The 26453-nt window shown below is 37.0% G+C and carries 30 protein-coding genes and 1 tRNA gene; 23 read left to right on the forward strand and 8 right to left on the reverse strand.

Going from position 1 to position 26453, the window contains the following annotated elements; genetic code table 11:
- Nucleotides 1-70 precede the first annotated feature (70 nt).
- Genes LY28_RS01745 through pstB form a run of 3 tightly spaced genes read right to left on the reverse strand, consistent with a single transcriptional unit; the run spans nt 71 to nt 2245 of the window.
- Complete coding sequence (locus LY28_RS01745; RefSeq protein ID WP_110460453.1) at nt 71-781, reverse strand: winged helix-turn-helix domain-containing protein; 711 nt, start codon at nt 779-781, stop codon at nt 71-73.
- Complete coding sequence (gene phoU, locus LY28_RS01750) at nt 774-1472, reverse strand: phosphate signaling complex protein PhoU (protein WP_110460454.1); 699 nt, start codon at nt 1470-1472, stop codon at nt 774-776. The genes LY28_RS01745 and phoU overlap by 8 nt, the downstream gene beginning before the upstream one ends.
- Before the next feature lie 14 nt (nt 1473-1486).
- Nucleotides 1487-2245, reverse strand: coding sequence for a phosphate ABC transporter ATP-binding protein PstB (gene pstB, locus LY28_RS01755; protein WP_110460455.1), 759 nt, complete (start codon nt 2243-2245; stop codon nt 1487-1489).
- A gap of 523 nt (nt 2246-2768) precedes the next feature.
- On the opposite strand from pstB, the gene pstC reads away from it, so the two are divergent.
- Both pstC and pstA read left to right on the forward strand, forming a co-directional pair.
- Nucleotides 2769-3704 carry a phosphate ABC transporter permease subunit PstC gene (pstC, locus tag LY28_RS01760; protein WP_110460456.1) on the forward strand — a complete coding sequence of 312 codons (936 nt, stop codon included), beginning with the start codon at nt 2769-2771 and terminating at the stop codon, nt 3702-3704.
- A gap of 24 nt (nt 3705-3728) precedes the next feature.
- A complete protein-coding gene (pstA, locus tag LY28_RS01765; protein ID WP_110460457.1) occupies nt 3729-4583 on the forward strand; it encodes a phosphate ABC transporter permease PstA in 855 nt (284 codons plus the stop codon).
- Between the two features lie 167 nt (nt 4584-4750).
- Here the strand turns inward: pstA and LY28_RS01770 are convergent, their stop codons facing one another.
- Nucleotides 4751-5167 (reverse strand): chemotaxis protein CheW, encoded by a 417-nt coding sequence (locus LY28_RS01770; protein ID WP_110460458.1) that lies wholly within the window; start codon nt 5165-5167, stop codon nt 4751-4753.
- A gap of 137 nt (nt 5168-5304) precedes the next feature.
- Entirely contained in the window at nt 5305-6507 is a 1203-nt protein-coding gene (gene argJ / locus LY28_RS01775) for a bifunctional glutamate N-acetyltransferase/amino-acid acetyltransferase ArgJ (RefSeq protein ID WP_110460459.1), read from the reverse strand.
- A gap of 405 nt (nt 6508-6912) precedes the next feature.
- Here argJ and LY28_RS01780 point away from each other — a divergent pair, with 405 nt between their 5' ends.
- The 11 genes from LY28_RS01780 (at nt 6913) to LY28_RS01830 (ending at nt 14156) form a co-directional block, all read left to right on the forward strand.
- Nucleotides 6913-7284 (forward strand): histidine triad nucleotide-binding protein, encoded by a 372-nt coding sequence (locus tag LY28_RS01780; RefSeq protein WP_278302476.1) that lies wholly within the window; start codon nt 6913-6915, stop codon nt 7282-7284.
- A gap of 188 nt (nt 7285-7472) precedes the next feature.
- Nucleotides 7473-7649, forward strand: coding sequence for a 30S ribosomal protein S21 (gene rpsU, locus LY28_RS01785; protein ID WP_004622093.1), 177 nt, complete (start codon nt 7473-7475; stop codon nt 7647-7649).
- A 36-nt stretch (nt 7650-7685) separates the two neighbouring features.
- Nucleotides 7686-8129: a GatB/YqeY domain-containing protein gene (locus tag LY28_RS01790; RefSeq protein ID WP_110460461.1), complete on the forward strand. Its 444-nt coding sequence runs from the start codon at nt 7686-7688 to the stop codon at nt 8127-8129.
- Between the two features lie 107 nt (nt 8130-8236).
- Complete coding sequence (locus LY28_RS01795) at nt 8237-8701, forward strand: CYTH domain-containing protein (RefSeq protein WP_110460462.1); 465 nt, start codon at nt 8237-8239, stop codon at nt 8699-8701.
- Nucleotides 8702-8739: 38 nt separating this feature from the next.
- Nucleotides 8740-8991 (forward strand): YkgJ family cysteine cluster protein, encoded by a 252-nt coding sequence (locus LY28_RS01800; protein WP_110460463.1) that lies wholly within the window; start codon nt 8740-8742, stop codon nt 8989-8991.
- Between the two features lie 118 nt (nt 8992-9109).
- The gene (locus LY28_RS01805) at nt 9110-9691 is read left to right on the forward strand and encodes a DJ-1/PfpI family protein (RefSeq protein ID WP_110460464.1); all 582 of its coding nucleotides are present in this window, start codon (nt 9110-9112) and stop codon (nt 9689-9691) included.
- A 111-nt stretch (nt 9692-9802) separates the two neighbouring features.
- Nucleotides 9803-10546, forward strand: a complete 744-nt coding sequence (gene ymfI, locus LY28_RS01810) for an elongation factor P 5-aminopentanone reductase (RefSeq protein WP_422784976.1) — start codon at nt 9803-9805, stop codon at nt 10544-10546.
- 237 nt (nt 10547-10783) lie between these two features.
- Nucleotides 10784-11767 carry a magnesium transporter CorA family protein gene (locus LY28_RS01815; RefSeq protein WP_110460465.1) on the forward strand — a complete coding sequence of 328 codons (984 nt, stop codon included), beginning with the start codon at nt 10784-10786 and terminating at the stop codon, nt 11765-11767.
- A 19-nt stretch (nt 11768-11786) separates the two neighbouring features.
- Nucleotides 11787-12566 (forward strand): YciC family protein, encoded by a 780-nt coding sequence (locus LY28_RS01820; protein ID WP_110460466.1) that lies wholly within the window; start codon nt 11787-11789, stop codon nt 12564-12566.
- A 148-nt stretch (nt 12567-12714) separates the two neighbouring features.
- Nucleotides 12715-12790: transfer RNA gene (locus LY28_RS01825), tRNA-Val, on the forward strand.
- Between the two features lie 358 nt (nt 12791-13148).
- A complete protein-coding gene (locus LY28_RS01830) occupies nt 13149-14156 on the forward strand; it encodes a sodium:calcium antiporter (protein WP_110460467.1) in 1008 nt (335 codons plus the stop codon).
- A gap of 17 nt (nt 14157-14173) precedes the next feature.
- Here the strand turns inward: LY28_RS01830 and LY28_RS01835 are convergent, their stop codons facing one another.
- Nucleotides 14174-14575: a DUF4363 family protein gene (locus LY28_RS01835; protein WP_242981118.1), complete on the reverse strand. Its 402-nt coding sequence runs from the start codon at nt 14573-14575 to the stop codon at nt 14174-14176.
- Nucleotides 14575-15258 carry a DUF421 domain-containing protein gene (locus LY28_RS01840; protein WP_110460468.1) on the reverse strand — a complete coding sequence of 228 codons (684 nt, stop codon included), beginning with the start codon at nt 15256-15258 and terminating at the stop codon, nt 14575-14577. Before LY28_RS01840 ends, LY28_RS01835 begins: the two co-directional genes overlap by 1 nt.
- A 252-nt stretch (nt 15259-15510) precedes the next feature.
- Here LY28_RS01840 and LY28_RS01845 point away from each other — a divergent pair, with 252 nt between their 5' ends.
- The 6 genes from LY28_RS01845 to LY28_RS01870 all read left to right on the forward strand — a co-directional run bounded on the left by LY28_RS01845 (nt 15511) and on the right by LY28_RS01870 (nt 20064).
- Nucleotides 15511-16128, forward strand: coding sequence for a potassium channel family protein (locus tag LY28_RS01845; protein ID WP_110460469.1), 618 nt, complete (start codon nt 15511-15513; stop codon nt 16126-16128).
- Nucleotides 16129-16174: 46 nt separating this feature from the next.
- Nucleotides 16175-16831: a potassium channel family protein gene (locus LY28_RS01850; RefSeq protein ID WP_110460470.1), complete on the forward strand. Its 657-nt coding sequence runs from the start codon at nt 16175-16177 to the stop codon at nt 16829-16831.
- 468 nt (nt 16832-17299) lie between these two features.
- Entirely contained in the window at nt 17300-18529 is a 1230-nt protein-coding gene (gene tyrS / locus LY28_RS01855; RefSeq protein ID WP_110460471.1) for a tyrosine--tRNA ligase, read from the forward strand.
- A gap of 279 nt (nt 18530-18808) precedes the next feature.
- Nucleotides 18809-19003 carry a hypothetical protein gene (locus tag LY28_RS01860; RefSeq protein WP_110460472.1) on the forward strand — a complete coding sequence of 65 codons (195 nt, stop codon included), beginning with the start codon at nt 18809-18811 and terminating at the stop codon, nt 19001-19003.
- A gap of 18 nt (nt 19004-19021) precedes the next feature.
- A complete protein-coding gene (locus tag LY28_RS01865; RefSeq protein WP_110460473.1) occupies nt 19022-19288 on the forward strand; it encodes a spore coat protein in 267 nt (88 codons plus the stop codon).
- A 416-nt stretch (nt 19289-19704) separates the two neighbouring features.
- Nucleotides 19705-20064 carry a UDP-N-acetylglucosamine 1-carboxyvinyltransferase gene (locus LY28_RS01870; protein ID WP_110460474.1) on the forward strand — a complete coding sequence of 120 codons (360 nt, stop codon included), beginning with the start codon at nt 19705-19707 and terminating at the stop codon, nt 20062-20064.
- Nucleotides 20065-20072: 8 nt separating this feature from the next.
- Here the strand turns inward: LY28_RS01870 and LY28_RS01875 are convergent, their stop codons facing one another.
- A complete protein-coding gene (locus LY28_RS01875) occupies nt 20073-20486 on the reverse strand; it encodes a response regulator (RefSeq protein WP_110460475.1) in 414 nt (137 codons plus the stop codon).
- A gap of 728 nt (nt 20487-21214) precedes the next feature.
- Here LY28_RS01875 and LY28_RS01880 point away from each other — a divergent pair.
- From LY28_RS01880 to coaE, 4 genes are read left to right on the forward strand one after another with little or no spacing between them, the layout of a single operon-like run.
- Nucleotides 21215-21811 carry an RNA polymerase sigma factor gene (locus LY28_RS01880; protein WP_110460476.1) on the forward strand — a complete coding sequence of 199 codons (597 nt, stop codon included), beginning with the start codon at nt 21215-21217 and terminating at the stop codon, nt 21809-21811.
- A gap of 20 nt (nt 21812-21831) precedes the next feature.
- Nucleotides 21832-23091 carry an anti-sigma factor family protein gene (locus LY28_RS01885; protein WP_165835465.1) on the forward strand — a complete coding sequence of 420 codons (1260 nt, stop codon included), beginning with the start codon at nt 21832-21834 and terminating at the stop codon, nt 23089-23091.
- Between the two features lie 57 nt (nt 23092-23148).
- Nucleotides 23149-25821, forward strand: coding sequence for a DNA polymerase I (gene polA, locus LY28_RS01890; RefSeq protein WP_110460639.1), 2673 nt, complete (start codon nt 23149-23151; stop codon nt 25819-25821).
- A complete protein-coding gene (coaE, locus tag LY28_RS01895) occupies nt 25808-26452 on the forward strand; it encodes a dephospho-CoA kinase (RefSeq protein ID WP_110460478.1) in 645 nt (214 codons plus the stop codon). The genes polA and coaE overlap by 14 nt, the downstream gene beginning before the upstream one ends.
- Nucleotide 26453 lies beyond the last annotated feature (1 nt).

Genomic DNA, 26453 nt, shown 5'->3' on the forward strand with positions numbered 1-26453 from the left:
TTTTTATTATACTGTTTTAAATATACAGACCTCTACATAAATAAATTATCTTCACGTTCTTGCTTATAAGTTAACTCTGTTTGTCATTAAAGCGGTAGCCTATGCCTCTGACGGTTTCAATAAGCGTAGGGTTTTCGTCATTTTCTTCAATTTTCTGTCTCAAATACCGTATATGTACATCAACGGTTCTTGTTTCTCCGTAATAATCAAAACCCCAAACCTTATCAAGAAGATGCTCCCTTGACAAGACTTTGCCCTTGTTGCTCATAAGCATTTTTAGAAGCTCAAACTCTTTAAGAGGCATTTCGATAAGCCTGTTGCCTTTGTAAACCTCTCTTCTTGTACAATTGATGGTTATATCAGCCTGTGAAATAATATTATCGGTTTTTGGCTCGTTAGCCGTATTTATTCTTCTGAACAAAGCCTTGATTCTGGCTAACAGCTCTCTGACACTGAAGGGCTTGGTAATATAGTCATCAGCTCCCAGTTCTAAGCCTAAAACCTTATCAAATTCTTCGCTTTTAGCTGTAAGCATAATTATAGGAACATTGTTTGTGGCGCTGTTCTGCCTCAATTTCCTGCAAACCTCCAAGCCGTCGATTCCGGGAAGCATAATATCCAGAATAAATAAATCAGGAATGTTTTCGGCGGCACAGTGGGATAACAAGTCTTCACCGTTATCAAAGACAATAACCTTAAAGCCGTTTGCCTCAAGATTGTATTTAATTAACTGCTGAATATGTGTTTCGTCTTCTACGACAAAGATAGTATGTTTAGACATTCTGTCCCCCAAATTCAAAAGGATTATGTTCATTGGTACGTGCCAAATGCTCGTGTGAGCCTGTTACATTGTAAACAACCCATTCGGCAATATTTGTCGCGTGATCACCGATGCGCTCCAGATACTTTACGACAAACATAAAGTCAGTGGCTTGCTCTGTTGTTTCAGGGCTGTTTTTAATTACATTTATCAATTCCATTACAATCTTTGAAAACATGTCATCAACTTCATCATCACTGTCACATACTGTTTTTGCAAGATTTATATCCTGCTTGATATAGCATTCTATGGCTCTTTTTACCATGTTTTTCGCCAAATCAGCCATTACGGGAATATCAATCAATTCTGAGAAATATTTCATACCAGCCATTCTTATGGTTATTTCGGAAATATCTGCGGCCTGATCCGCTATACGTTCCAAATCGGTAATGATTTTCAGGGATGTGCTTATTGTGCGCAGGTCCTTTGCTAAAGGCTGCTGCCTTGCTATTAAATTCAGACAGATTTTTTCGATTCTGTTTTCCAAATCATCTATAACATTGTCATTTTCAAATACCTGCTTTGCCAGCTCAAGGTCTTGATTTTTTAATGCAATTATTGAGTTTTCAATGGACTCCTCAACGAGACCGGACATATTAATCATTAAATCCTGCAAGTGCTCAAGTTGTTTGTCAAATGAATTTCTAACCATTATATTTTCACCTCTTAACCGAATCTTCCGGTAATATAATCTTCTGTTTTTTTATCTTTAGGATTGCTGAACAATTGATTTGTATTTCCAAATTCAATTATTTCTCCATGAAGGAAAAAAGCGGTCATGTCAGATATTCTGGCTGCCTGCTGCATATTATGGGTAACTATAGCTATTGTATAATCCTTTTTCAGCTCTTCAATCAAATCCTCTATTTTTAGAGTAGATATAGGATCTAATGCAGAGGTCGGCTCATCCATCAAAACCACTTCGGGTTCCACAGCAAGAACTCTTGCTATGCACAACCTTTGCTGCTGACCGCCGGATAATCCCAATGCATTCTGCTTCAGCCTATCCTTTACCTCTTCCCAGAGGGCACTGTTTCTAAGGCTTTTCTCTACTATATCATCGAGCTTTGCTTTGGATTTTATCCCATGAATGCGCGGGCCATAAGCAATATTATCATATATACTCATGGGGAAAGGGTTAGGCTTTTGAAATACCATACCTATATTTTTCCGCAATTCAACTATATCATATTCTTTATATACATTCAAACCGTCAAAAAATACATCTCCTGTTATTTTCACATTTGAAACAAGATCATTCATTCTGTTGAGGGTTTTTAAAAATGTTGATTTTCCGCAGCCGGATGGCCCTATAAAGGCTGTTACCTGTCTGTTGGGAATTTCAATTGAAACACTTTTAAGAGCTTGAAAATCTCCGTAAAAAAGATCTAGATTCCTTGTTATTATTGTATAATCATTTGTCATATATTTATTCCTTTATCAAATGAATTTTTAATTTAATTAAATGATATCAGTATTCTTTTAATGCAGGTTTAAGTCAATGTTAAGTTATTGTTAACAGGGATATAAAATTTAATCTGTATCAGCTGCCGCAATCCGGAACAATAAATATATATGATATTATTTACACAATTACATTTTTTAGTATATACCCTTTGGAAATTATTTTTGAATACAGACCGGAATAATAGCAAAATATAATAGAATATATGGAAAATAACAAATTAATAGGAAATAATTATTTATGATAATTTTCAAGAATGAACCAGAGTAATCACAAATAAGTATTAATTTTGTATACGGTGCTTAATTAACATTATATTAACAAATGATTAACAGCAGTTTGCTTTTAGCTTCTGCATAATAATGATACTATTACTAGAGTCAATTACAGATGAAGCCATTATCTGATAAAGCATTAAAACGGTATTTTATAGCATCGGTTTTCAGCAGATAGTAATTGATTTTCCAAAAGGGAGGGAAAGATATGAGCGATACTGCCGGTACTGAATCAAATAAAAAAGCCGCAAATAAAAACAGGATTAAGAGAATGAAAGTGTCAAATATTATAGCTAAAAATATATTGTTTTTATTTGCTGTTATAACAATTTTAACAACAATAGGTATAGTTATATCCTTGCTTAAGGATTCTATCGGATTTTTTTCTGAAATTTCCATAACGGAATTTCTTTTTGGAACGGAATGGACTCCTTTGTTCAGCGAGCCCAGCTTTGGCGTTTTGCCACTGATTTGCGGAACCTTATTAATAACCTTTATTGCAGCATTAATTGCAATACCTGTTGGATTATTTACGGCTATATATTTAAGTGAATATGCAAACAGAAGGGTCAGGAAGATTATTAAACCAATATTAGAGGTGCTTGCGGGAATTCCTTCGATAGTCTTCGGATATTTCGCATTGACTACAATAACTCCCGTTTTGCAGTTTTTAATACCGCAAACAGAGGTGTTTAATGTGCTTAGTGCAGGGATAGCTGTTGGAATAATGACAATACCCCTTGTTTCATCTTTAAGCGAGGATGCATTAAGAGCAGTTCCCGACAGCCTGAGGCAAGGTGCGTTGGCATTAGGGTCAACGAAGATGGAAACCTCAATGAAAGTAGTAGTGCCCGCGGCTATATCAGGTATAGCCGCATCCTTCGTTCTTGCTGTTTCCAGAGCTATAGGCGAGACTATGATAGTTACAATTGCTGCAGGTGCAAGGCCGAACCTGACATTGAATCCTTTGCAGAGTGTTCAGACAATGACTTCATTTATTGTTCAGGCCAGTCAGGGAGATAATCCTCACGGAACAGTCGGATATTATTCCCTGTTTGCGGTAGGCTTGCTGCTTTTTTTAATTACTCTGGGACTTAATATTTTATCAAATTTTATAGTTGAAAAATACAGAAAGGAATATTAGAAAAAGAAAAGAGAAGGTGTGCTTATGAATAATATAAAATATAGAAAAATGAAAAATTCTATTTTCCATGGAGTAATATTTTGTGTAACATTAATCGGGATAATTGTATTAGCGGTATTGCTTATCGATATAGTTATCAGGGGTATTCCGTATCTTACAGGAAAGTTCTTTACAAACTTTCCTTCGAGATTTCCGAATAAGGCAGGAATATTGCCGGGTATAGTGGGAAGTGTCTGGATTATTGGATTAACTGTAGTATTTGCGGTGCCTATCGGCTTGGGAACAGCTGTATATCTTGAGGAGTACGCTAAAAATAATTGGATTACAAAGTTTATCAAGATAAATGTATCAAATTTGTCAGGTACTCCGTCAATTGTATATGGGTTGCTGGGCCTGGCTGTTTTTGTAAGAACGTTGGGGCTTGGCAAGAGCATTCTTTCAGGAGCCTTAACAATGACACTGGTAGTACTGCCTATAGTTATTGTATCGTCGCAGGAAGCAATTAAGGCTGTTCCGCAGTATTTGAGACATGGTTCGTATGCACTTGGAGCAACAAAATGGCAGACAATCAGAAAAATAGTAGTGCCGACTGCCTTGCCGGGAATATTTACAGGTGTGATACTGTCTGTATCAAGAGCTTTAGGTGAGAGTGCGCCTTTGCTTATTGTCGGTGCGGCAACATATATTTCAAAGCTTCCTGACGGTGTTTCCTCTGTATTTACTGCCTTGCCCCTTCAGATTTATTATTGGATGGGACTTCCCAAGCAGGAATTTAGGGATCTTGCAGCAGCAGGAATAATAGTGCTGCTGGCAATATTGCTTACTACAAATGCACTGACAATAGGATTGAGAAATAAATTCCAGAAATCAATTGAATAATATGATTGTATATGAGACTGTTTTTATAAAGCTAAAGCTGTGAAGGTATAATCACAGCTTTTAAAGGAATCCGCTGCCGGAATAATGATACGATAACCCGTATAAAAGGAGCTAAAGCCAAAAGCATTGGAGGCTGTCCTGTCATTTTCCGGCAGAATAATGTATATTTATTTCTCAAGTAATTTATCTAAATCAAAGATAAGTATTATTTTGCCGTCTTTCTCAGCAATCCCGCTGAAAAACTTGCCTGACAAACCGGAAATAAGCTCTGGAGCAGGTTTTATGCCAGTATCCTCAACACTGATGATTTCACAGACTTCATCAACAAGCAGACCAACAACAGATTCATGATTTAAAATAATAATACGAGTGCTTTCATCAAACTCAATCTGCGGGTAGCCAAACTTTTTCCTGACATTGAAAACCGTATGAACCTTGCCTCTAAGATTAATTAGTCCCTCAATATATACAGGAGTATCAGGTACTTTATAAATATCAGTGATTTTTTCAATAATATTTACACTATTGATATTAATGGCAAATACCTCATCATTTACTTTAAACAGAACTAATTGCGCGGACATAAGCAAACCCCCTAAGTAATACTAAAAGATAAAATATGCTCTTTATGACATTATACCAGTATAAGAAAAAAACGGCAAATTATTTTTATTTGATGCATTATATGCGGATATCTGTCTGTTTTTGTGCGATACCTTTTTTAGCTTCTGTAGCTTCCGTTTATTTTCACATAATCATATGATAGGTCACAAGTCCAAATCCTGTCTGAAACGTTGCCTTTTTTCAGATTAATTCTTACGGTGATTTCTTTTTTCTTGAGTATTTCTTTGGCGGTATTTTCATCAAAATTAACTGCAGCTCCGTTTCTGCATACGAGAAGCTCGCCTATATGGATGTCGATAAGATTTGGATCAAAGGTTGCACCTGAATATCCGGCAGCGGTGATAATTCTGCCCCAGTTTGCATCCTCTCCGAAGATTGTGGTTTTAACCAGAGGTGATTTGGCAATGGAGCTTACTACCTTGTATGCATCTGCTTCATCCTGTGCACCGTCACAAATAACTTCGATCAGTTTTGTGGCACCTTCGCCATCCTTTGCTATTAACTTTGCCAGATACGTACAGACATACATAAGAGCATCAACAAAAACAGAATATTCATAATCATTTTTTACTATGGCATCATTGTCAGCGAAGCCGTTTGCAAGAACAAAAACCGAATCACAGACACTTGTGTCGCCGTCCACAGAAACCCTGTTAAAGGTTGTTTTTACACAATGCTTTAAAGCTTTATCAAGCAAGCTTCGTGATATATTTGCATCGGTAGTGATTATACCAATCATTGTAGCCATATTTGGATGAATCATTCCGGAGCCTTTTGCAATGCCCCCTATACGAACCTTTCCGCCCTGTATTTCAATTTCAACGGCAATTTCTTTAGATAACAGGTCGGTTGTCATAATGGCTTCCACAGCATCGGCACTTCCGTCAATACTTAACGCATTTACCGCGGATCTGATTCCTGAACGGACGTTTGGCATGTTCAGCTTTGAACCGATAACACCTGTTGAATTTACCAGAATGTCTTCAGAATCGCAGTGTAAAAGCTCGGCAGCTAATGCAGTCATATCTTTTGCATCTTTATATCCGCTTTCTCCGACACATGCATTGGCATTGCCGCTGTTAATAACTATAGCTCTTGCAAATCCGTTTTTTATATGTTCCATAGAAACCTGAAGAGAGTGACCCTTAACAAGGTTTGTCGTAAATACGCCCGATGCCACTGCAGTATCTTCTGAGCACACAATAGCTATATCTTTTTTATTGTTTTTTTTAATTCCGCCAGCTGCGCCTGCAGCTGTAAATCCCTTTGGAGCCGTAACTCCGCCTTCAATAATATTCATATTCAGCCTCCGTAGGTCATAGTTAACCTGTATTTATTTTTATTGTTATTAAAAGCTATAATTGTAAGTTGATTATACATAAATTTGTCAAACGAATCAATTATATTTATCATATATATATGAATAAATATACATAAAACGCTAAAATTAATAATAAGCACGAAAAATGCTGTAATTTTAAGGAAATATATAATTATTTCCTTTAGGGCTTATGCTGTATTTATTTTATCTCAATATATAAATAATATTTACCTTAAGACAAATCAGAAAAAAAATATAGCTGTTTAGTCATGTGCAATTAAATTGACCTGCTGCATCAGTAATTGAAAAGCAAATTAAATAATGTTATTATTGTAAAAACAGCTTAATAATTGGCTATCATATATGTATATATAAATATTTTAAATTTTCTTAAAAAGGGAGGACAAAGAAATGAGCGATTGTCTTTTTTGCAGGATAGTAAACAGAGAGATACCTTCAACGCCGGTTTATGAAACTGATAAGGTATATGCGTTCTTAGATATTGAGCCTGAAGCGCCGGTGCATGTTTTAATAGTACCGAAGCAGCATATTTCATCTCATAACGCTTTAACTGAGGATAATGTTGATGTGATGAAGGATATACATTTGGCTGTTAATGAAATTGTAAAGAAGCTGGGTATATCTGACAGCGGATACAGGCTTATAAATAACTGCGGACCTGATTCCGGCCAGACTGTTTTTCATTTGCATTACCATCTTGTGGGAGGAAAGTCTTTAGGAACTAAAATCCTTTGATTTTTTCGCATTATATATTAAATAAAATCATTATTATCTATGATTTATAAATAAAGGTTGACACAATTTTGAAAATTAATATATAATATACTGTGTGCTGTAATTAGCATAATTCCCTATAGTGTGTGTCAAACATACTACAGCTATTTTCCCGGCACAATTGCTATTATCGGAGGGAGGGAAGTTTTGTGTCTGAAGTAAGAGTTAAAGAGAATGAGTCTTTGGATAGTGCTCTCAAAAGGTTTAAAAGATCTTGTGCTAAGTCAGGTGTTTTAGCTGAGGTTAGAAAGAGAGAGCATTACGAGAAGCCGAGTGTTAAGAGAAAAAAGAAATCTGAAGCTGCAAGAAAGAGAAAATTCAAATAAAACTGTGACAATTGTAGTTTACAGGAGATATTTGTTATGTCATTAAAAGCTAAGTTAGTTCAGGATTTAAAAGTAGCCATGAAGGATGGTGATACAGCTTCAAAAACAGCTATTCAAGTGGCGAGGTCGGCAGTGCTTCAGGTTGAAAAAGACACGAAGGTCACCCTAGACGATGATGCTATAGTTGAGATTATTGCTAAAGAAGTTAAAAAAAGAGTTGATACCTTACCTGACTTTGAAAGAAGTGGTAGACAGGATCTTATAGATAATCTAAAAGCTGAAATTGAAGTATTGAAGAAATATTTACCGCAGCAGTTAAGTGAGAATGAGATAGAAGAAATTGTAAAAAAGGCTGTTTCTTCTACAGGAGCTGCTTCTGCTAAAGATATCGGAAAAGTTATGCAGGTTGTGTTGCTTGAAACCAAAGGTAAAGCTGACGGTAAGCTGGTAAATAAAATAGTTAGAAAATTATTAGGATGATAAGAAGGAGCCCGGTTGTATAACCGGGCTCCTTCTCTTAGGTACTATATTGTATAAACATTGATATATGAGATATAATTATATATAGTAATTTTAGGAGATAGAAAATGGCTACGGAAATAGAAAAGAAATTTCTTGTCACAAGTGATAAATTTAAAAGGACTAAAAACAAAGCTTTATTCAGGCAGGGATATTTAAGCATTGATTTTGAACGTACAGTCAGAGTCAGGAGTTATGATGGGCAGGGCTTTCTGACTATTAAAGGAAAAACCAGGTCCTGCACAAGAGAAGAATTTGAATATAACATTCCTGTTCATGAGGCTGAAAGAATGCTTGACAAGCTGTGTGTACGGCCTATAATAGAGAAAATCAGATACTTTCTGACATATGAAGGCTGCAAATGGATAGTAGACGAATTTTTAGGTGTGAACGAGGGACTTATTACAGCCGAGATAGAGTTGGAAAATGAAGCCCAAATATTTGCAAAGCCCGAATGGGTTGGAAATGAGATTACATATGACATAAGGTATTTTAATTCTAATCTCGTTGAAAACCCGTATAAGAGCTGGTAGTACGGAGAATAGCCTTAACAAGAAGGGTGTGAGGTAAAATGGAGTGCAGGGAAAATTGCGGTGCTTGCTGCATATCACCGTCAATATCTTCAGCTATTCCCGGAATGCCTGATGGAAAGCCGGCAGGAGTCAGATGTATTCAATTGAGTGAGCAAAACAGATGCAAGCTGTTTGGAAAGCCTGAAAGGCCAAAGGTTTGTTCGGGACTTAGACCATCAGAAGAAATGTGCGGACTTTCCCGGAAGGCTGCGAAGGATTATTTGGAAATGCTGGAAGAACAGACAAAATGATTTCAAGGTTGGGGGCGAGGGTTAGCTCGAAAGAAATGTGGAGGTTTAAAAATAATCTTGCGTACCGCCACTTTGCTTTACTATAAAGTTTGTGCCGATACTCGGCGTGGAGGTTAATATGAGTAAAATTTTAGTATTTATGTATGATGATATGGCTGATTTTGAAGTAGTCTATGCCACGCATTTGCTAGGACACGAACTGTCAAAGCAAATAATTTCGTGTGCCTATGAGAAAAAGCCCGTAAGAAGTAAGGGCGGTATGGTTTACATGCCTGAGATAGCTATATCGGAAGCGGCTTCCGAGGATTATGACGGCTTTATTATACCGGGAGGCTGGAATCCTGTTGTAAAGGATGAAATATTGGCATTAATAAATGATTTTTTTGACAAAGGGAAGCTGCTTGCGGCTATTTGTGCGGGGCCAAGATATTTTGCAAAAGCAGGAATTCTGAAAAAGGTTAAATATACCACATCAATTGTCGAATGGACTCAGGCAAGACGTGAAGCCTTTGGAAATGAAGAGGATCCTTTCCCCAGGGAGAACTTTGTCAATACAAGAGTAGTCAGGGATAAAAATATAATAACATCAAAAGGAATTTCATTTGTTGATTTTGCAATTGAAATTGCAGATTATTTTGGCATGTTTAAAAATGACTCAGATAAACAGGAGTTTTTTAAAACTATTATTGAAGGTAATTAGGTGAAAGATATTTATGACCGATAGCTGTTTTAGGATATATTCCGTCATATTATCAAGCCTATGATAAATGCCGGATAAATTTCTTGGGCGGTACGGTTTCCGGGACGGAGGATGGGCTTTGTGAATAAAACGGTTTTGGTTACAGGGGCTTCAAGAGGAATAGGCTATGAAACTGCAAAGCTGTTTGCAAAAGGTGGCTATAACGTAGCATTAAATTATAACCAAAGTAAAAAATCAACTGAAGCATTGGTGAATGAATTGGCAAAAGCCGGTCACAGGGCAATGCTTGTACAGGCTGATGTAGCGTGCAGGGAGCAGGTTGTAAGCATGATTGACTCGGTAAATAAGCGGTTCGGAGAGATTGATGTTTTGGTGAATAACGCCGGGATGGCTAAGCAAGCACTATTTACGGATATTTCATTGCAAGAATGGGACAGAATGTTTGATGTTAATGTTAAGGGCATGTTCTTATGCTGTCAGGGTGTTTTGCCTGCTATGATAAGAAACAAGTCGGGTAAAATAATTAATATTTCATCTGTCTGGGGAATGACAGGGGCATCCTGTGAAGTTTTATATTCATCTACGAAAGCGGCTGTAATCGGTATGACCAAGGCATTAGCCAAGGAGCTGGGCCCTTCCGGCATACAGGTGAATTGTGTCGCTCCCGGTGTGATTGATACAGATATGAATTCTGATTTAGATGAAAATGCATTTGAGGACTTAAAGGAACAAACACCTCTTGGAACAATAGGAAAATGTATTGATGTGGCAGAGGTAATTGCATTTCTGGCTTCTGAAAAGGCAGGCTTTATTACCGGACAAGTGATAAGTCCTAATGGTGGTTTCCTTATATAATTTGTACATATGCAGGATTTGAGTAATAAATATCTTGTAATTTAGACATGATAAGTAGTATACTAAGCTAGTGCTGTTATTATTAAAAATACAGGTGGTGAATTCAGGTGGGCACAGACCCGTATCATTGTAGTTGCTTTAAAATAAATATTACTTTTGGGAGGGCCATGCAAAGCTTGAATTCTGAACTTATGCAAGTGTAAGAGTGTGTCCTCCTTGAAAAACGGAGGACTTTTTATGCTATCTTTATCTTTTTTTCAAGACAAAAAACAAATTGTACAAACAGAAAGACCTGTAGCAGGGATAAAGCAAATTAATTTTAACGGTCTTACATGGATAGATATTACTAAGCCTACCAAAAGTGAAATTGATATGCTGGAAAAGAAGTATGAGTTCCATGAGCTGCCTTTGGAGGATTGTCTGGCGGAGCATCAGCGTTCCAAGGTTGATGAGTATGAGGATTATTGCTTTATAGTAATGCACTTCCCGCGATATCGCAAGGATACCATGAGGCTGGATTCTGAGGAGATAGACATTTTTTTGGGTCACAATTATTTAATAACTCTGCATGAGGGTGAGTTGAAGCCCTTGGTTGCGTTTTCCAATATATGCCAGTCGAAGCAGGAGGCCAGAGAGAATTTTATGGCCGAGGGCTCGGCACTGCTGTTATATGAAATCATTAAGAGGCTTTTTGATTATTGCTTCCCAATGCTGGATAAAATAGGCACCATGCTTGATGCTCTGAATAAAAAAATATTCAGATATCAAACCAGAGCAATGCTCGAAGAGATATCAATAGCAAAGATGCAGATTATTAATTACAGGCGTATCCTTAAGCCGCTCAGACCTGTTATATTGATACTGGAAAAGGCTATCAGGAAATACCTTCCCGAGGATATGGAAATGTACTTTGACGATATTACAGACAAGGCAGAAAAGATATGGGATATGCTTGAAAATTATAAAGAAGTGGTAGAGGCAATAGATGCCACTTATGAATCATTAACCTCACATAGAATGAATAATTTGATGCGTACTTTTACGACTTTGCAGGTTATTGTTTTTCCAATGACATTAGTGAGCGGTTTGTTTTCAATGAATGTTAAAGGAATTCCCATGTCCGATTTCGGCAATGCGTTCTGGATTGTGTTTGGCATGATTTTTGTGCCGATGGCAATAATCGGTTTGCTAATGATTTTTAAACGCAATAAATGGTTTTAATGAAGGAGGTTCTGCCGCAATGCATGATACTTCAAAAATTAAGAATTTTTTTGAATATCTTCCGGAATGTATTAAGTTCCACAGGCTTAAGAATGAGAGACTGGTAAAAGCTATTTTTCTTCTGATTCTTATTTTTCAAATAGCCGGTAATTTTGTTGAGTACAAGCTGCTGAATTTATTATCATTAGATGACATAGATGTGATATCTTCTTTTTTGATGACCGGAATGATGCCGGCTGAAAAGGAGGCAATGCTTCCTTCTTATCAGGCAGTTTATATCTTGCTGGCCGTATTGGCAACATTATTTTTAGTTAAATTAATTTCAAATTTGTTGCTCTCTGTTTATATGTATACATATATTTGTGAAGCAAGAGGTAAAAACACAGCAGCTTCGGCTGGCAGCTTTAAAGGTGCTTTTAAGCACCTTGGGAGGCTTATTGGCTATAATATTATATTTGGCTTGCTGGTATCAATCGGCACTATGTTTTTCATTATACCCGGAATTATTGCATATATAATTTTTGTGTTTGGATATTGTTATATACTGGATATTAAGTTGACCGTAGCGGATGCCATGACAGCATGTGCAGAGGTAACTAAAGGGAAAAAAACGCAAATAGTCAGTGTATTTATTGGTTTCTTTCTGATGTTTGAATTACCGATGCTTTTGCTGTTTTCAGGGAGTTCCTTTGGAACTGCATGTTTAGCTTCATTTTTTAATACTATTGTGAGCTTGATTTTACAAAGATTGATAACTCAGATATACTTGGATCTGGAATACAAGAAAAAGGAAAAATAGGCTTGTGGCTTTCACCTTAACCGGCTTTGATAAATTAACCCTTTACCGGACAGGATATAAATTTTCAGGCATAAAGATTTGAAACAGTATTGACAAGATATAGGTTTAATGTTTATTATAATAAAGTGGTTTTAAATAATTTAATAACGGGCAATTAACTCAGCTGATAGAGTGCTTCCTTGACGTGGAAGAAGTCAGGGGTTTGAGTCCCTTATTGCCCACCAGATTTATCAAAAAGAAGCTGCTGCACAAGTGCTGCTGCACAAATAATTCTGACTTCGTGAAGAATAATTTGCAGCAGTTTTTTTGAATCAAGCCTGCTGTAGTCAAGCACAGCTCCAAGCCGTTACAGGGCTTATACTGCTTGTATTCCATCTCTTTTCCGGCGGAATATGCCTGCTTTGAAAGCAATCTGTTCCTTGCCTGTTTCAATTCAATTTAAATTTATAACTAAATTTTATTTTTAAATCATATTATTTATAGTGATAAGGATTGATATATTTTCTGCTGTTTATTTCAGCTATTAACTGCATTAGCCTTATCTGATTTTTTAAAAAACATATTTAGAAAAGAGATAGAATAATGCTGCAAAACATAATAATACTTATATTGAGTTTAGGTATCATACTTATTGGCTGCGAATTATTTACAAATGGAATAGAGTGGCTTGGGAAAAGGTTCGAGCTGGGAGATGGGGTGGTAGGAAGCATTTTTTCAGCTGTGGGAACTTGCCTGCCTGAGACCTTGATACCTGCAATAGCTCTGCTGTTTTCAAGGAATGATTTGAATTCTGTCAATATTGGAATAGGTGCAATTGCAGGAGCACCATTTATGCTGTCCACACTTGCATTTTTTATAACAGGTCTAAGTGCAATAATTTTTTCAGGCAGACGAAAAACCAAATATAATTTAAATGTAAATTTAGATGTTCTGAGCAGGGATATCTCCTTTTTCGTGATAGTATACACAAGTGCAATATTGGTTTCATTGACTGCTTCAGCTGTTTTTAAATATATAGTGGCTGTTTTGCTGGTAATTTGCTATGTAAGCTATGTCATAAAAACTGTAAGCAATGATAAGGCAAGCAATGAAGAGCTTGACCGGTTGATTTTTGACGGGGTGTTCAATACCCGAACGGGCATTGCAATTATAATTATACAGATTATAGCCGCACTTATTGCCATAATTGCCGGAGCAGAGTTATTTATAAAAAATATTGAGGTTGTTTCTGATGCCATGAATATTTCTGCCTTGGTATTGTCAATAATAATCACTCCTATAGCCACAGAATTGCCTGAAAAATTTAATAGCATAATTTGGATAAGTAAGGGCAAGGATACACTGGCTCTCGGAAATATAACCGGGGCGATGGTTTTTCAAAGCTGTATTCCTGTCTCTATAGGCATTCTAACCACCGCATGGAAGCTGGACACTATTACCTTAGTCAGTGCCTTTATGGCATTAGCCTCATCTCTGATCACCTTTATATGGATAAGGAGGTTCAGATGCTTGAATCCTGTACCTCTGCTGTCAGGAGGCATATTCTATATTTTTTTCATTTGCTTTCTGGCTGCGAGAGGATTTAAATAAAATATAGCTGCATGGTTTTAAAAAATATTGTTAATCGAAAATTTTTCCCTCTGGGGTATATGCAGAACCAAGTGCCTTAATGACTGCAGTTCAGCCGAGGCTGATGAAAAGTCTTGTATTTCGATATATTTTTTTGACTTTGCATAGGAATTATCTATATTGTCTATTTCCGAATGATCTAAAAGCATCGTCCAGCCAAATTTAGTATTCTCCCACTCTGCTTCAAACAAATAAAGCTGTTCTTCAGCATTATTCCATTGCTTATTATCTACAAAGCCGGATGCGTTTTTCAGGCTTGAGTCTAATTTTTCGGCTGAACAATTCAGATAACGCTGTGATAACAGGCCGGGGATAATTACACTTAAAAGTAAGCATGCTACAAGTAATATTGTTTTTGTATTTATATTTATTTTTCTCATTATTTACTCCTTTTTTCTTTAGCTTGGCAAAACAGCTTCCTGTCACAGTCAATGCTTGCAAAAAGAACATCCTTTATTTGTTTGATTCCTATCTTATTTAGCTCTGCCTCCAGCATATGCTTATCTAAATTGGCATTTTTCAGGTTTTCCTTTATTAAGTCGCCGTCGATAATCAGTTCAAGTGCAGGGGCTTCATATTTTACGTTTAAATTAAGGTCTTCGGGTGTAACATTTCTTTTACCTGCTTTAGGAACTACACTGAGCTGTCCGTTAGACTCCAAAATGGCATACTCGACATCTGCTATGTTATATATATCCTTGCTTCTCAACTGCTCAAGAAAATCATTTAAAGTGTAAAGCTCGTTTTGAAAAACATTTTCATTTATTTTTCCTGCGGATATTAATACACTTGGTTTGCCGCAGATTATATTTCTTGCCCGTGTGCTTTTTAAGGATACAAACGATATTATTATCTGAATTGCCAGCATTGTAAGTATGGGTATGACACCATGCAATAAAGGAACACCTGTATTTTGCATAGGGACAGATGCCAGATCGGAAATCATAATTGCAATGGCAAGCTCAAATGGCTGTAATTCGCCGATTTGCCTTTTTCCCATAATTCTCATGGCGACTATAACAATAGTATATAAAATTATTGTTCTTATAAAAACTACCAGCAAGATATCTACCTCTTTCTATTAAAAAGCAATATATGTGTTAGTATCCAGTACTATAAGGGAAAAAATACTTGGAAAAAGTATCATTAAAATAAATTGAGTATAAATGTAAATTTAACCTGCATAAGCAGTTAAATTAATTAGAGAATATTGACTTATTTTTACGTTTAACATATAATTTTACCTTTAGGAATATATAGACTAAAGTCAATTACGGTTCAAGCCTTTGAGGGAACTTTTCGGGAGGAAAAAGTCATGCAGGTTGTTATTATAGGATGCGGCAAGGTAGGGTCAAAATTTGCACAGGTATTGTCAAAAGAGGGAAATGATGTGGCCTTGGTTTCTAATGATGCCAATTCATTTAAAAATCTTCCTCATGATTTTGACGGAGTGACTATAACAGGAGTTCCTATTGATCAGGACGTATTGAAATTGGCAGGCATTGAAACGGCAGATGTACTTGTTGCGGTAACAGAGGATGATAACGTCAATATAATGGTTTGTCAGGTTGCAAAAGAGATTTTTAAAGTGCCGAAGGTGGTTGCAAGGATTTATAATCCTGACCGGGAACGGGTTTTTCATGAGTTCGGGCTTGAAACTATTTGCCCTACGGATATAACTGTAAATGTTATGAGAGCATCAATGCAATCCGGAAATGATATCAGTACTCATATAATCGGCAATACATCAATTGTGTTCAGGCATATCAAGCTTGAAAACAGCTATGTTGGCAGAAAAATCGGACAAATTAAAATTAAGGAAGGCATGATTTTGGGAATAGTCCGCTCGGGAGAATTTATTTTTGCCAATAAGGTTGCAAAGCTGATAAAGGATGATGTTGTTGTAATTGCAGAAACTGCCTATAGAAGATAATGAATGGTATCCGTGGAGGATAGCAAAAGAAGGCGTGGAGGTTAGTATGAACATTGTAATTGTTGGTGGCGGAAAAGTTGGCTATTATCTGGCTAAGACTCTTCAACAATATAAGCATAAAATAGCTATCATAGAAAGAAAGAGAGAATTGTGCGAGAAAATAGCAAATGAGCTTAAAATATGTGTAGTTAACGGAGATGGAACAAATATAGACCATTTAACGGAGTGTATTGCTGAAAAGCCGGATACCTTTATTGCTGTCACAGGCAAGGATGAGGACAATCTGATTGCATGCCAGCTTGCAAAAAGAAACTTTGGGATAAAGAGAACAATTGCCCGGGTAAACAATCCTAAAAACATAGTTGTATTTGAAAAGCTGGGTGTAGATATTGCATTGAGCAGTACTTCAGTAATTGCAGATTTAATTGAGCAGGAAGTTGACTTTATGGGCATGAAAACACTTATGAAGCTAAGAGGCGGAAAGGTAGCATTAAACGAAATAAATATCACCAATTCATCCCCTGTTGTAAATAAATCCTTAAGGGAAATCTCAATACCTAAGGACTGCGTATTAATTTCCGTAATCAGGGAAGACTTAGTGATAATTCCTAAAGGAGATACTATTTTAGCGGACGGTGACATTATTATTACTGCTTCCTCGCTGCATGACCAGCAGGAATTAAAGGACTTCTTTCTGGGATAGGCTTGATTTGTTAAAATATAAATTTAGTTGCAAAACTATTGTTGTGTATGATAAAATTATTCAAAGAATATTTAAAGTGATGAATAATTCCATTAGCTGCCTGCAGTTATTTTCAGAGAGCAATCTGGTTGGTGAAAAGATTGAAATGCGCAGGATGGTGAATTACAGATTATGAGCTGCTTTTGCCGGGTTTGCCCGTTATAGCATTTTAAGGTATTTAAAGATAATAAGTGTATTTTTTATTTAATTTATTCCGGAATTTTATATAAACAGGTAAATTAACTAAGTATACAGGTATATTCTTTAAGTACGAATTAAGGTGGTACCACGAGCTCTTCGTCCTTATACAAGGACAAGGGGCTTTTATTTTTTTATAGGCAGTATGGGCTGCTGCTCGTACTTATCCGTATAAAAGCCAATATGCAGATATAAAATTCAAATAATTTAGAATGTCAGGAGAGAGTTGAAATGAAAAATGTATTTGATGTTTTACAGGAAAGAGGCTTTATTGCTCAGATTACACATGAAGATGAAGTGAGAAAATTATTAAGTGAAAAAAATGTGACTTTTTATATTGGCTTTGATCCTACTGCAGACAGCTTGCATGTCGGACATTTTCTGCAATTAATGGTTATGGCTCATATGCAGCAGCACGGGCACAGACCGATTGCGCTTATCGGAGGGGGAACAGCGATGGTTGGAGACCCTACAGGTAAGAATGATATGAGAAGAATGATGACAAAGGAGCTTATCTCCCATAATTCCAGCTGCTTTAAAACTCAAATATCAAAATTTATTGATTTCTCGGAGGATAAGGCCATTATGGTTGATAATTCCGATTGGCTTCTGGATTTAAACTATGTTGAATTTTTAAGAGAGGTTGGAGTACATTTCTCTGTTAACAGAATGCTTACTGCCGAATGTTTCAAAAGCCGTATGGAAAAGGGCTTAACCTTTCTGGAATTTAATTATATGTTAATGCAGGGTTATGACTTTTTGGTGCTTAACAGAAAATATGACTGCCAAATGCAGCTGGGCGGTGATGATCAATGGTCGAATATTCTCGGAGGGCTTGAATTGGTCAGAAAATGCGAGGGGAAAAGTGTTTACGGTATGACCTTTACTCTTCTGACTACAAGTGAAGGCAAAAAGATGGGAAAAACCGAGAATGGTGCTTTATGGCTTGACCCTCAGAAAACAAGCCCATATGAATTTTACCAGTACTGGAGAAATGTAAGTGACAATGATGTAGAAAGGTGTCTGGCATTGCTGACATTCTTACCGATGGAGGATGTCAGGAGACTGGGCTCTCTTGAGGATGCACGGATAAATGAAGCTAAATCGGTGCTTGCTTATGAGGTGACTAAAATTGTTCATGGCGAAGCTGAAGCCTTGAAGGCAAAAGAGGCGGCAGAGGCTATTTTTGGAGGCAAAGGAAAGTCTGATAATATCCCGGCTGTTGATATCAGCCTATCCGAGCTTGAAGCCGGAATAAAAATTACTGATCTGCTGGTACTTGCAGGACTTACACCTTCAAAGAGCGAAGCACGAAGAGCTGTTCAGCAGGGAGGAGTTTCGCTGAATGAAAACAAAGTGAGTAGCTTTGATTACCTTGTAGGGAAAAATGATCTTGTTGATGATCAAATGATGCTGCAAAGAGGTAAAAAGAATTTTGTAAAAGTAAAGGTTAACGGCTAGGTATTTAAAGTGTCGAAGGAAATCGAAAATTTAAGCATTAATTCAATATTGTTGAGCTGTTGCAGAATAAATTCTCCCCGCTGTATTTCAGGGGTTTTAATAAATATCTGCAGCAGCTTTTAAATTTCTGAAAATATAGCCTTATCCAAAAATTTCCGGAATATTACCTGCTTTTTTGAAAAAAATAATATAGAATTCGGGTTGTTAGCAGACAGGAATGAATACCACTGAAAAGTAATGACTTGAAAATCAGAGTATAAATAAATAAGGAGGATTAACATGCCACTTACAAGCAAAGAACTTATGCTGATACAGGATAATATCAGTATGTGTGAGAACAATATCAAATATTTGCAGGGATGTGCCCAGATTGCAGCAGACAGTCAGGTAAAGAATCTTTGCAACCAATTGGCGAGCGATGAAAAAAATGACTTGCAAATTCTGATGAAGCATATAAATACTGCCGCACAATAATAGATAGGAGGGAATATTTTGGCAAATTTAACTGATAAGGAAATAATGTCATCAATTTTAAATGAACACAAGCTGTCTGCATCCTCACTGACAAACCTGGTACTGGAGAGCGCTTGCCCAATGCTCAGGAGTGATGCTGAGAGTATTTTGACAAAGACCTTTAATGGGCAGAAGCAGGTTTTTGATATCATGTCCCAAAAAGGCTGGTATCCTGTTCAAAATGCTAATCAGCAAGAAATTTCAATGGCACAGCAAAAGGTAAAAAATATACAGTCACAAATGTAATAGTTAAAAATAATAGTTTCAAGGGCAGAAATAAGCATTTTGATACGACTGTCAATAATACTGTTGTATCATGTAAGAGCTGAATACTGCCCTTTTAACATACATACAATTTCAGACTCAAGCTAATCGATGGCAGTATTGTGTATTACGCCGATAGTTATTAACTTTTTTAACAAATAAAGGTGAGTAACACTTTATTCTCAAAAGCATAAAATAATATTGCAGAGATTTGTACCTGATGCCTTTTTATTACATTAAACAATATTGCATTGCAGATATGCAAGCTTAAGAATTCTATAATGACTGTTAACAGCTTCATATATGAAAATCATACTGAAATCAGTATCTTAAGGAGGGAATCACGTGGAAGCAATGATATTAATAATGTCCCAATGTGACGGAGGTGTATTTTTATTATGAGCAAAATAATAGTCACGGGAGGTAAAAAATTAAAGGGAGAGCTCAGGATTGAAGGGGCAAAAAATTCAGTTTTGCCTATACTGGCTGCAACAATTTTAAACGGAGGAGAAAATATTATAAAGAATTGCCCAATGTTCAGGGATGTGGAAGTTATTTTAGATATTTTAAGAAAAATAGGATGTAAAATAAAAGTAGAAGATAACACTGCGATAATAGATTCATCAACGATATCTTCCACTATTGTACCTGAAAACCTTGCAACAGAAATGAGATCTTCGATTATTCTTATGGGACCGCTTCTGGCAAGAGAGGGAAAAGTAACTATAAGCTATCCGGGTGTGTGTGTTACAATATGAATACTTATTTACTTTATTTTCAGCTTGTTGAGTTCTAATTTCATTTTCCTGAATTCCAATGCTTTTCGGATTTTATTAACAAATATAAGCTTATTGGTATTAGTAAGAGGTTTCGGGATATAATCAAAAATATCATAAGCAAAGGCTTTGTTTAAAGCATCCGTTTCGGCACTTGAAGCCACAATTATCGGAATATTCCTGTACAGGTCGGTTTTAGAAAACATTTCTAAAAAAACAAATCCATCCATTACAGGCATTTCTAAATCTAAAACTATAATGTCCACATTTCTGCTTTCTATCATGTCAAGGGCTTCTCTTCCGTTAAGTGCAGATATAAAATTAAGACGTTCCCTATAGAGATAATTCCTGAGAATAGCATTATCTAAAGCATTATCATCAGTTACAAGAACAGTACTAATCATAATAACCTCCACGCCCAATTTGGGCACAAAAATTTGGTAAAGACCAGCTCGAAATGCACAATGTTTATATGTCGTCTTCGAGCCTTTTCAAGCTAACCTCCACGCCGGATAATCGGCTTAAAAATGAAGCCTAGTCATAAATATGGAAACTGCTTGTAATTTTTCAAGCAGTTGCAGGCGCAAAATACTTTAGGAACATATTGCAGCTTTTTCTGACTAAATTTCTTAAAATAATCTTTATATATAAATAATTCTCTATAAGGCGGGTATAAACCTCCTGCAAAATCAGAAAAAATTTTCGCAGATTTTTAAGTAAATATGTATATAGTATACAAAATTTTAAATTTCGTTATAGTAATACACAAGTAATATATTATGATATAATATATTACTAAAGTCAATTACTATCGGCTAAAGCCGATAGGTTAGGTTTGAGGCCAGGCCTCCTAAGCTGAAAATGAATTCAGGACCTAGGCTGCGCGGAACGTACAGCTTAAAAGCATAATCCGCCTAAAAAATGATACATATCGTTCCGGTTTTGTTGTGCTAAGGCTTTAAGCATAATTGACTTTAGTCATGCATTATCAGCTGAAAAACGAGCATCGTCAGGGTGATTTTTTGAATCAGCTGTATATACCAAATTATTAACTTGTTATCAGCCGATAGAAATTGACCTTTAGTTAAAATTAAAGGGGTTCACCTTTAAAAGAAAGCAGGATAAAAAGGGTATGAGACTTGAAAACGAAAATATTTTGTTAACAAAAGCACGAGACGGAAATATTCAGGCGTTTGAGGAGCTTACCGGCAGCTTTTATTCAAGGGTTTATAATATTTGCTGCAGAATGCTGAATAATCCCGAGGATGCCGGTGAGCAGGCTCAGGAGGTGTTTATAAAAGCCTTCAGATATATAAAGGCTTTTAAAGGCAATTGTTCTGTTTCAACTTGGCTGTATCGTATTGCAACTAATGTTTGCCTTGACTATTTGAGAAAAAATAAAAACAGAAAAGATATTTCTCTTGAGCAAAATGTTTATGATGATATAAAGGTAAAAGATATGCTGATTTCAAGCAGTCCGGGGCCTGAAAAGCTGGCAGAGCTTAATGCTCAGAGAAAGGCCATTAATGATGCGCTGTCAGCTATGGGTGAAAAAAGCAGGCTGATAATTATCCTCAGGGATTTTAACGGTTTCAGTTATGATGAAATAGCTGAAATTACACAGGCGCCTGTTGGAACTGTCAAATCAAGAATCAGCAGAGCAAGAGCAGAGCTAAGAGATTTATTGTGCGAAGATAAGGAACATTTATTTACAGATTACGTCAAATAAATATGAAGGGAGGGGCAGCTATGAATTTTTGCAAGGAATGCGATGAATATATATCATTATATATAGATGAATTATTAGATGAGAAAACGGCAGAGGAATTTTTGAATCATGCCGAACAATGCAGCCAATGCTCTGCTAAGCTTAAAGCAGCTTTGTATTTTGCCGGGCTTTGCAGAGAAGAGGAAGAAGTACCTCTGCCCGGGGATTTCTCTGAAGCTCTTCATAACAGGCTGGAAAAATTAAATGATAATAGGGATATAAGCAAGAGAAAGCATTTATTTTTTATAAAAAACCAAAAAATTATTGCCGGATTTTCGGCTGCAGCTGTTCTCGTTATATCCCTGTTGGCATATAACCTGCTTCCTGATTTGGGTATTATGAAGAAAGCCTACAATACGGCAAGTACCGCTTCAGATGCTGAAGCCGCACAAAGTGTTGAAACAAAAAAGTCAGAGGATACCGGTAATATCGGGAATAATTCTAACAGCAGTGAAGTGGAAAGCGGCATAAAGCAGAATAAGGACAGCGGAAGCACCTTGATGCAGGATAAGGAGTCTGTGCAGCAGAGCTCGGGGGCAGCACCTGATAGCAATAGTACAAAAAGAGCTTTTGGTGAAATCTTGCCGCCGGAGAAAAAACAAAGTAATGATGAAGAAGCCAATCTGAAAACCAGAAAATATCAGGAAAAGGCAGATGCAGGAGCAGATACAGCTGTGAACAGCTCCGAGCCGGAGGATGAAGCAGGAGCATTTTCGTTGACAGCAGGTATGGCTGCCGATTCCGGTACTCATATTTCAAATTTTGCCGAATTGAAAGTCAAATTATCACAGCAGGGAAAAGAATTGGAAGCTTATAGAAGGCTGATTAAAGAAATAGGCGCTGTTGAATTAAATAATGCCGGTAGTAACAGTGCAGCCGTTAATCAGATTGAGGGCGCAGACAGATTAAATAATTCCGGGAGCAGTGAGGAAAAGGCTCAACCGGAATATATTGACTGCTATATGACACTGAGTCAATACAGCAGGCTTAAAAATCAGGCATCAAAATATAATCTGGAATTTGGTTATAAAACTGATATAATAGAAAAGGACATCAGTGATATTTATAATAATTTGAATAACAGAAAAATTGAGATTAATAATAAAATTACGGAAGCATCGGAAAACGGTGAGGATACATCTGCATATGAGACTGAAGAGGCAGGACTTAATGAAGCAATGGAAAAAATATCCGATAGAAAAGAAATAGTTGTTGTCAGAATGTATTTTGGACTTTCATAGTATCAGTTTTCTAAACTTGCACGATGCCCAGGGAGGCTTGATTTTTTGGATAAGATAATGATTGTTGATGGTAATAGCATTTTGAACAGAGCTTTTTACGGGCTTAGTAAAACAGCGTCACTTACAACCTCGGAGGGTGTTCACACAAATGCCGTATTTGGTTTTATTAATATCCTTTCTAAATATCTGGCAGAGGAAGAGCCGAAATATCTATGCGTGGCGTTTGATTTGAAAGCACCGACCTTCAGGCATAAGGAGTATGACCAATATAAAGCTCAGAGAAAGGGAATGCCTGCTGAATTAGCCGAGCAGGTTCCAATAATTAAGCAGGTATTGGATGCAATGAACATAAGTAGAGTTGAAGTTGAAGGCTTTGAGGCAGATGACATACTTGGTACGATTTCGCTGTGTGCACAGGAAAATGAAATTGAAGCCATATTGTTAACAGGTGACAGAGATTCATTGCAGCTTGCATCAGGCACTACAAGGATTAAACTGCCTGTGACCAGAGGAAATAAAACTGAGACGGATGAATATGATTACAAAAAGGTAGTGGAGAAGTATGGAGTTATTCCAAATCAGCTTATTGATGTAAAGGGGCTGATGGGAGATGCTTCGGACAATATACCTGGTGTGCCCGGAATAGGTGAAAAGACAGCACTTGAGCTGATTAAAAAATTTAACAGCATTGAGGAACTGTATGAAAATATTGATTCGGTTGAGAAAAAAGGCGTTCGTGAAAAGCTGGAGGCAAACAAGGAGTTGGCTTTCCTTTGTAAAAGGCTTGCTGCAATTGACAGAAGGATACCGGATATCTGTGGCATGAGTCAATACCTGAGAATGGAATTTGATAGGCAAAAGCTCTATGAAGTTTTTAAAAAGCTGGAGTTTAAATTATTTATAGAAAAATTTGGATTGAAAGACGATTCAGGCTCTCAGGCTTTAGCCAACATGTCCGTTGAGTATAAGGAAATCAGTTCTGTAGCTGAATTGGCAGACTATACTGATTTAATAAAAAAGAGCAGGGCTGTTACTATCCATTACCATATGGATTTGTCAGGCAGCTTTATTGATGATCTTTGCATATATGCATGTGAAGAAGGCTCTGTCCCCGGGGTATTGATATTTTCAAGTGACTTCACAAGCGGTATGGCCATACAGGCTTTAAAGGAAGTATTTGAAAATAAGAATATAAGTAAATATGGTCATGACCTTAAGCTGTTTATCAGGCATTTAAAAGCAGCCGGTATAGAAATAGACGGTATTGCCTTTGATACAATGATTGCGGCATATATACTTGAGCCTACCAGAAGCAGCTACAGGATTTCGGAGCTTTCCGAGGATATTTTGAATAAGGCTATAATTCCCGCAGAAAATCTGTATGACAAACATGGGAAAAAGCAGGTGCAGGAGTTGGAAGCGGATTCTTCCGCAATATGTGCCACCTGTGCCAAGGTTATTTTTGAATTAGTGCAGCGCTTTACCCCGATTATCAAGGAGAACGGACAGGAAGAGTTATTTTATGATATTGAGCTGCCCCTTGTCGAGGTGCTTGCGGATATGGAGCTTTGGGGCTTCAAGATAGATGTGGCAGGACTTCAGATTTTCTCAAAAGAGCTTGACGGAAAAATTTCTGTTTTGGAAAATGAAATATATATGCTTGCCGGTGAGGATTTTAACATCAATTCACCTAAGCAATTGGGAGTTATCTTGTTTGAGAAGCTGGGACTGCCTGCGGCTAAAAAGACAAAAACAGGATATTCAACCGGCGCGGAGGTATTGGAAAAGCTTTCTCACAAGCATGAGATTGTACACAGAATACTGGAATACAGGCAATTAATGAAATTGAAATCAACCTATGCAGACGGACTGTTGGCGGTTATAGACAAGAGCACAGATAAAATACATTCCAGCTTTAATCAGACTGTTACTGCTACCGGAAGAATCAGCAGTACAGAGCCTAATCTCCAGAATATACCGATAAAACTGGAGCTTGGACGTAAAATCAGGAAGGTTTTCATTCCGTCAGACAAAAATTATGTTTTGCTGGATGCGGACTATTCACAGATTGAGCTTAGGGTTCTGGCTCATATTACCGGTGATAAAAATATGTCAGAGGCTTTTAACAGCAATGAGGACATTCATTCAACAACTGCCTCAAAGGTATTTGGAATTCCTGTGGAGGAGGTTTCTCCCATTATGAGATCCAGAGCAAAGGCTGTGAACTTCGGCATTGTATACGGGATAGGTGATTTCAGCCTTGCTCAGGATATTGGAGTTACCCGAAAGGAAGCTAAAAGGTATATAGATGAATATCTTGACAAGTATTCAGGTGTAAAGCAATATATGAGTGAAACGGTTGAAAAGGGCAAAGAGTTTGGGTATGTGACCACTATTTTTAACAGAAGAAGATATCTTCCCGAGCTGAAGTCAAGTAATTTTCATATGCGTTCTTTTGGAGAGCGTGTAGCAATGAATACGCCGATTCAGGGCTCGGCGGCCGATATTATTAAGATTTCAATGGTAAAAGGCTATAATGAACTTAAAAAAAGAAAATTAAAATCAAGATTAATACTGCAGGTGCATGACGAACTTATAATAGAGACTGAAAAATCAGAGCTGGAAGAGGTTTCAAGGCTTCTGAAGGATTGCATGGAAAATGCAGTGTCTCTGACGGTTCCTCTTACTGTAGATGTTAAGCATGGAGATACCTGGTATGAAACAAAATAAGGATTCAATAGTACTGGGTGTGACCGGAGGAATAGGAAGCGGGAAAAGTACTGTCAGCGGAATACTTCAAGAGCTTGGAGCCATGGTTATTGATGCGGATGTTATCAGCAGGCAGATTGTTATGCCGGGTGAGAAGGCACTTGAGGAGCTGCTTGCTGTGTTTGGCAGGGATATGGCTGATAACGGCGGACAGCTGCAAAGAAAGAAGCTGGCGGAGGAGGTTTTCCGGGATAAGGATAAGCTTCAAAGGCTCAATGGCATTATGCACAAGCATGTCGCTCAGAGAATACAGGAAAAGGTGGAGGAACTGCTTGCAGCTAAGACAAGGGTTATTGTTATTGATGCTCCTATACCTGTAGGGAAAGGCTTCCTTGATTTGTGCGATCAGGTATGGACAGTGACGGCATCAAAGGAACTGCGAATAGACAGAATTATTAAAAGAAGCGGTATGACATATGATGAAGCAGTTTCCAGAATCAATTCTCAAATCCGGGAAGAAGAGTATATGGCTATAGCAAATATCGTAATTTATAATGACAAGGATTATTTACATTTGAAAGAAATGGTTAAATACCAATTTAACAGTATTTTGCAAGAATATAATTGTGAACAGGAATTTCCGCAGCTTTAGG

This window comes from Ruminiclostridium sufflavum DSM 19573 (assembly GCF_003208175.1).
GTDB classification, from domain to species: Bacteria; Bacillota; Clostridia; order Acetivibrionales; family DSM-1351; genus Ruminiclostridium; species Ruminiclostridium sufflavum.

Excerpts from the sequence above, each read along its gene's own strand:
- LY28_RS01880 (WP_110460476.1), top strand. The coding sequence starts at position 21,215 with ATGAGACTTGAAAACGAAAATATTTTGTTAACAAAAGCACGAGACGGA.
- LY28_RS01835 (WP_242981118.1), bottom strand. The coding sequence starts at position 14,575 with ATGAGAAAAATAAATATAAATACAAAAACAATATTACTTGTAGCATGC.
- LY28_RS01815 (WP_110460465.1), top strand. The coding sequence starts at position 10,784 with ATGCTATCTTTATCTTTTTTTCAAGACAAAAAACAAATTGTACAAACA.
- LY28_RS01845 (WP_110460469.1), top strand. The coding sequence starts at position 15,511 with ATGCAGGTTGTTATTATAGGATGCGGCAAGGTAGGGTCAAAATTTGCA.
- LY28_RS01800 (WP_110460463.1), top strand. The coding sequence starts at position 8,740 with ATGGAGTGCAGGGAAAATTGCGGTGCTTGCTGCATATCACCGTCAATA.
- phoU (WP_110460454.1), bottom strand. The coding sequence starts at position 1,472 with ATGGTTAGAAATTCATTTGACAAACAACTTGAGCACTTGCAGGATTTA.
- LY28_RS01770 (WP_110460458.1), bottom strand. The coding sequence starts at position 5,167 with ATGTCCGCGCAATTAGTTCTGTTTAAAGTAAATGATGAGGTATTTGCC.
- pstA (WP_110460457.1), top strand. The coding sequence starts at position 3,729 with ATGAATAATATAAAATATAGAAAAATGAAAAATTCTATTTTCCATGGA.
- LY28_RS01870 (WP_110460474.1), top strand. The coding sequence starts at position 19,705 with ATGAGCAAAATAATAGTCACGGGAGGTAAAAAATTAAAGGGAGAGCTC.
- LY28_RS01885 (WP_165835465.1), top strand. The coding sequence starts at position 21,832 with ATGAATTTTTGCAAGGAATGCGATGAATATATATCATTATATATAGAT.
- coaE (WP_110460478.1), top strand. The coding sequence starts at position 25,808 with ATGAAACAAAATAAGGATTCAATAGTACTGGGTGTGACCGGAGGAATA.
- LY28_RS01745 (WP_110460453.1), bottom strand. The coding sequence starts at position 781 with ATGTCTAAACATACTATCTTTGTCGTAGAAGACGAAACACATATTCAG.
- pstB (WP_110460455.1), bottom strand. The coding sequence starts at position 2,245 with ATGACAAATGATTATACAATAATAACAAGGAATCTAGATCTTTTTTAC.
- LY28_RS01830 (WP_110460467.1), top strand. The coding sequence starts at position 13,149 with ATGCTGCAAAACATAATAATACTTATATTGAGTTTAGGTATCATACTT.
- LY28_RS01820 (WP_110460466.1), top strand. The coding sequence starts at position 11,787 with ATGCATGATACTTCAAAAATTAAGAATTTTTTTGAATATCTTCCGGAA.
- LY28_RS01875 (WP_110460475.1), bottom strand. The coding sequence starts at position 20,486 with ATGATTAGTACTGTTCTTGTAACTGATGATAATGCTTTAGATAATGCT.
- LY28_RS01850 (WP_110460470.1), top strand. The coding sequence starts at position 16,175 with ATGAACATTGTAATTGTTGGTGGCGGAAAAGTTGGCTATTATCTGGCT.
- pstC (WP_110460456.1), top strand. The coding sequence starts at position 2,769 with ATGAGCGATACTGCCGGTACTGAATCAAATAAAAAAGCCGCAAATAAA.
- tyrS (WP_110460471.1), top strand. The coding sequence starts at position 17,300 with ATGAAAAATGTATTTGATGTTTTACAGGAAAGAGGCTTTATTGCTCAG.
- LY28_RS01805 (WP_110460464.1), top strand. The coding sequence starts at position 9,110 with ATGAGTAAAATTTTAGTATTTATGTATGATGATATGGCTGATTTTGAA.
- polA (WP_110460639.1), top strand. The coding sequence starts at position 23,149 with ATGATTGTTGATGGTAATAGCATTTTGAACAGAGCTTTTTACGGGCTT.
- LY28_RS01790 (WP_110460461.1), top strand. The coding sequence starts at position 7,686 with ATGTCATTAAAAGCTAAGTTAGTTCAGGATTTAAAAGTAGCCATGAAG.
- LY28_RS01795 (WP_110460462.1), top strand. The coding sequence starts at position 8,237 with ATGGCTACGGAAATAGAAAAGAAATTTCTTGTCACAAGTGATAAATTT.
- argJ (WP_110460459.1), bottom strand. The coding sequence starts at position 6,507 with ATGAATATTATTGAAGGCGGAGTTACGGCTCCAAAGGGATTTACAGCT.
- LY28_RS01860 (WP_110460472.1), top strand. The coding sequence starts at position 18,809 with ATGCCACTTACAAGCAAAGAACTTATGCTGATACAGGATAATATCAGT.
- ymfI (WP_422784976.1), top strand. The coding sequence starts at position 9,803 with ATGGGCTTTGTGAATAAAACGGTTTTGGTTACAGGGGCTTCAAGAGGA.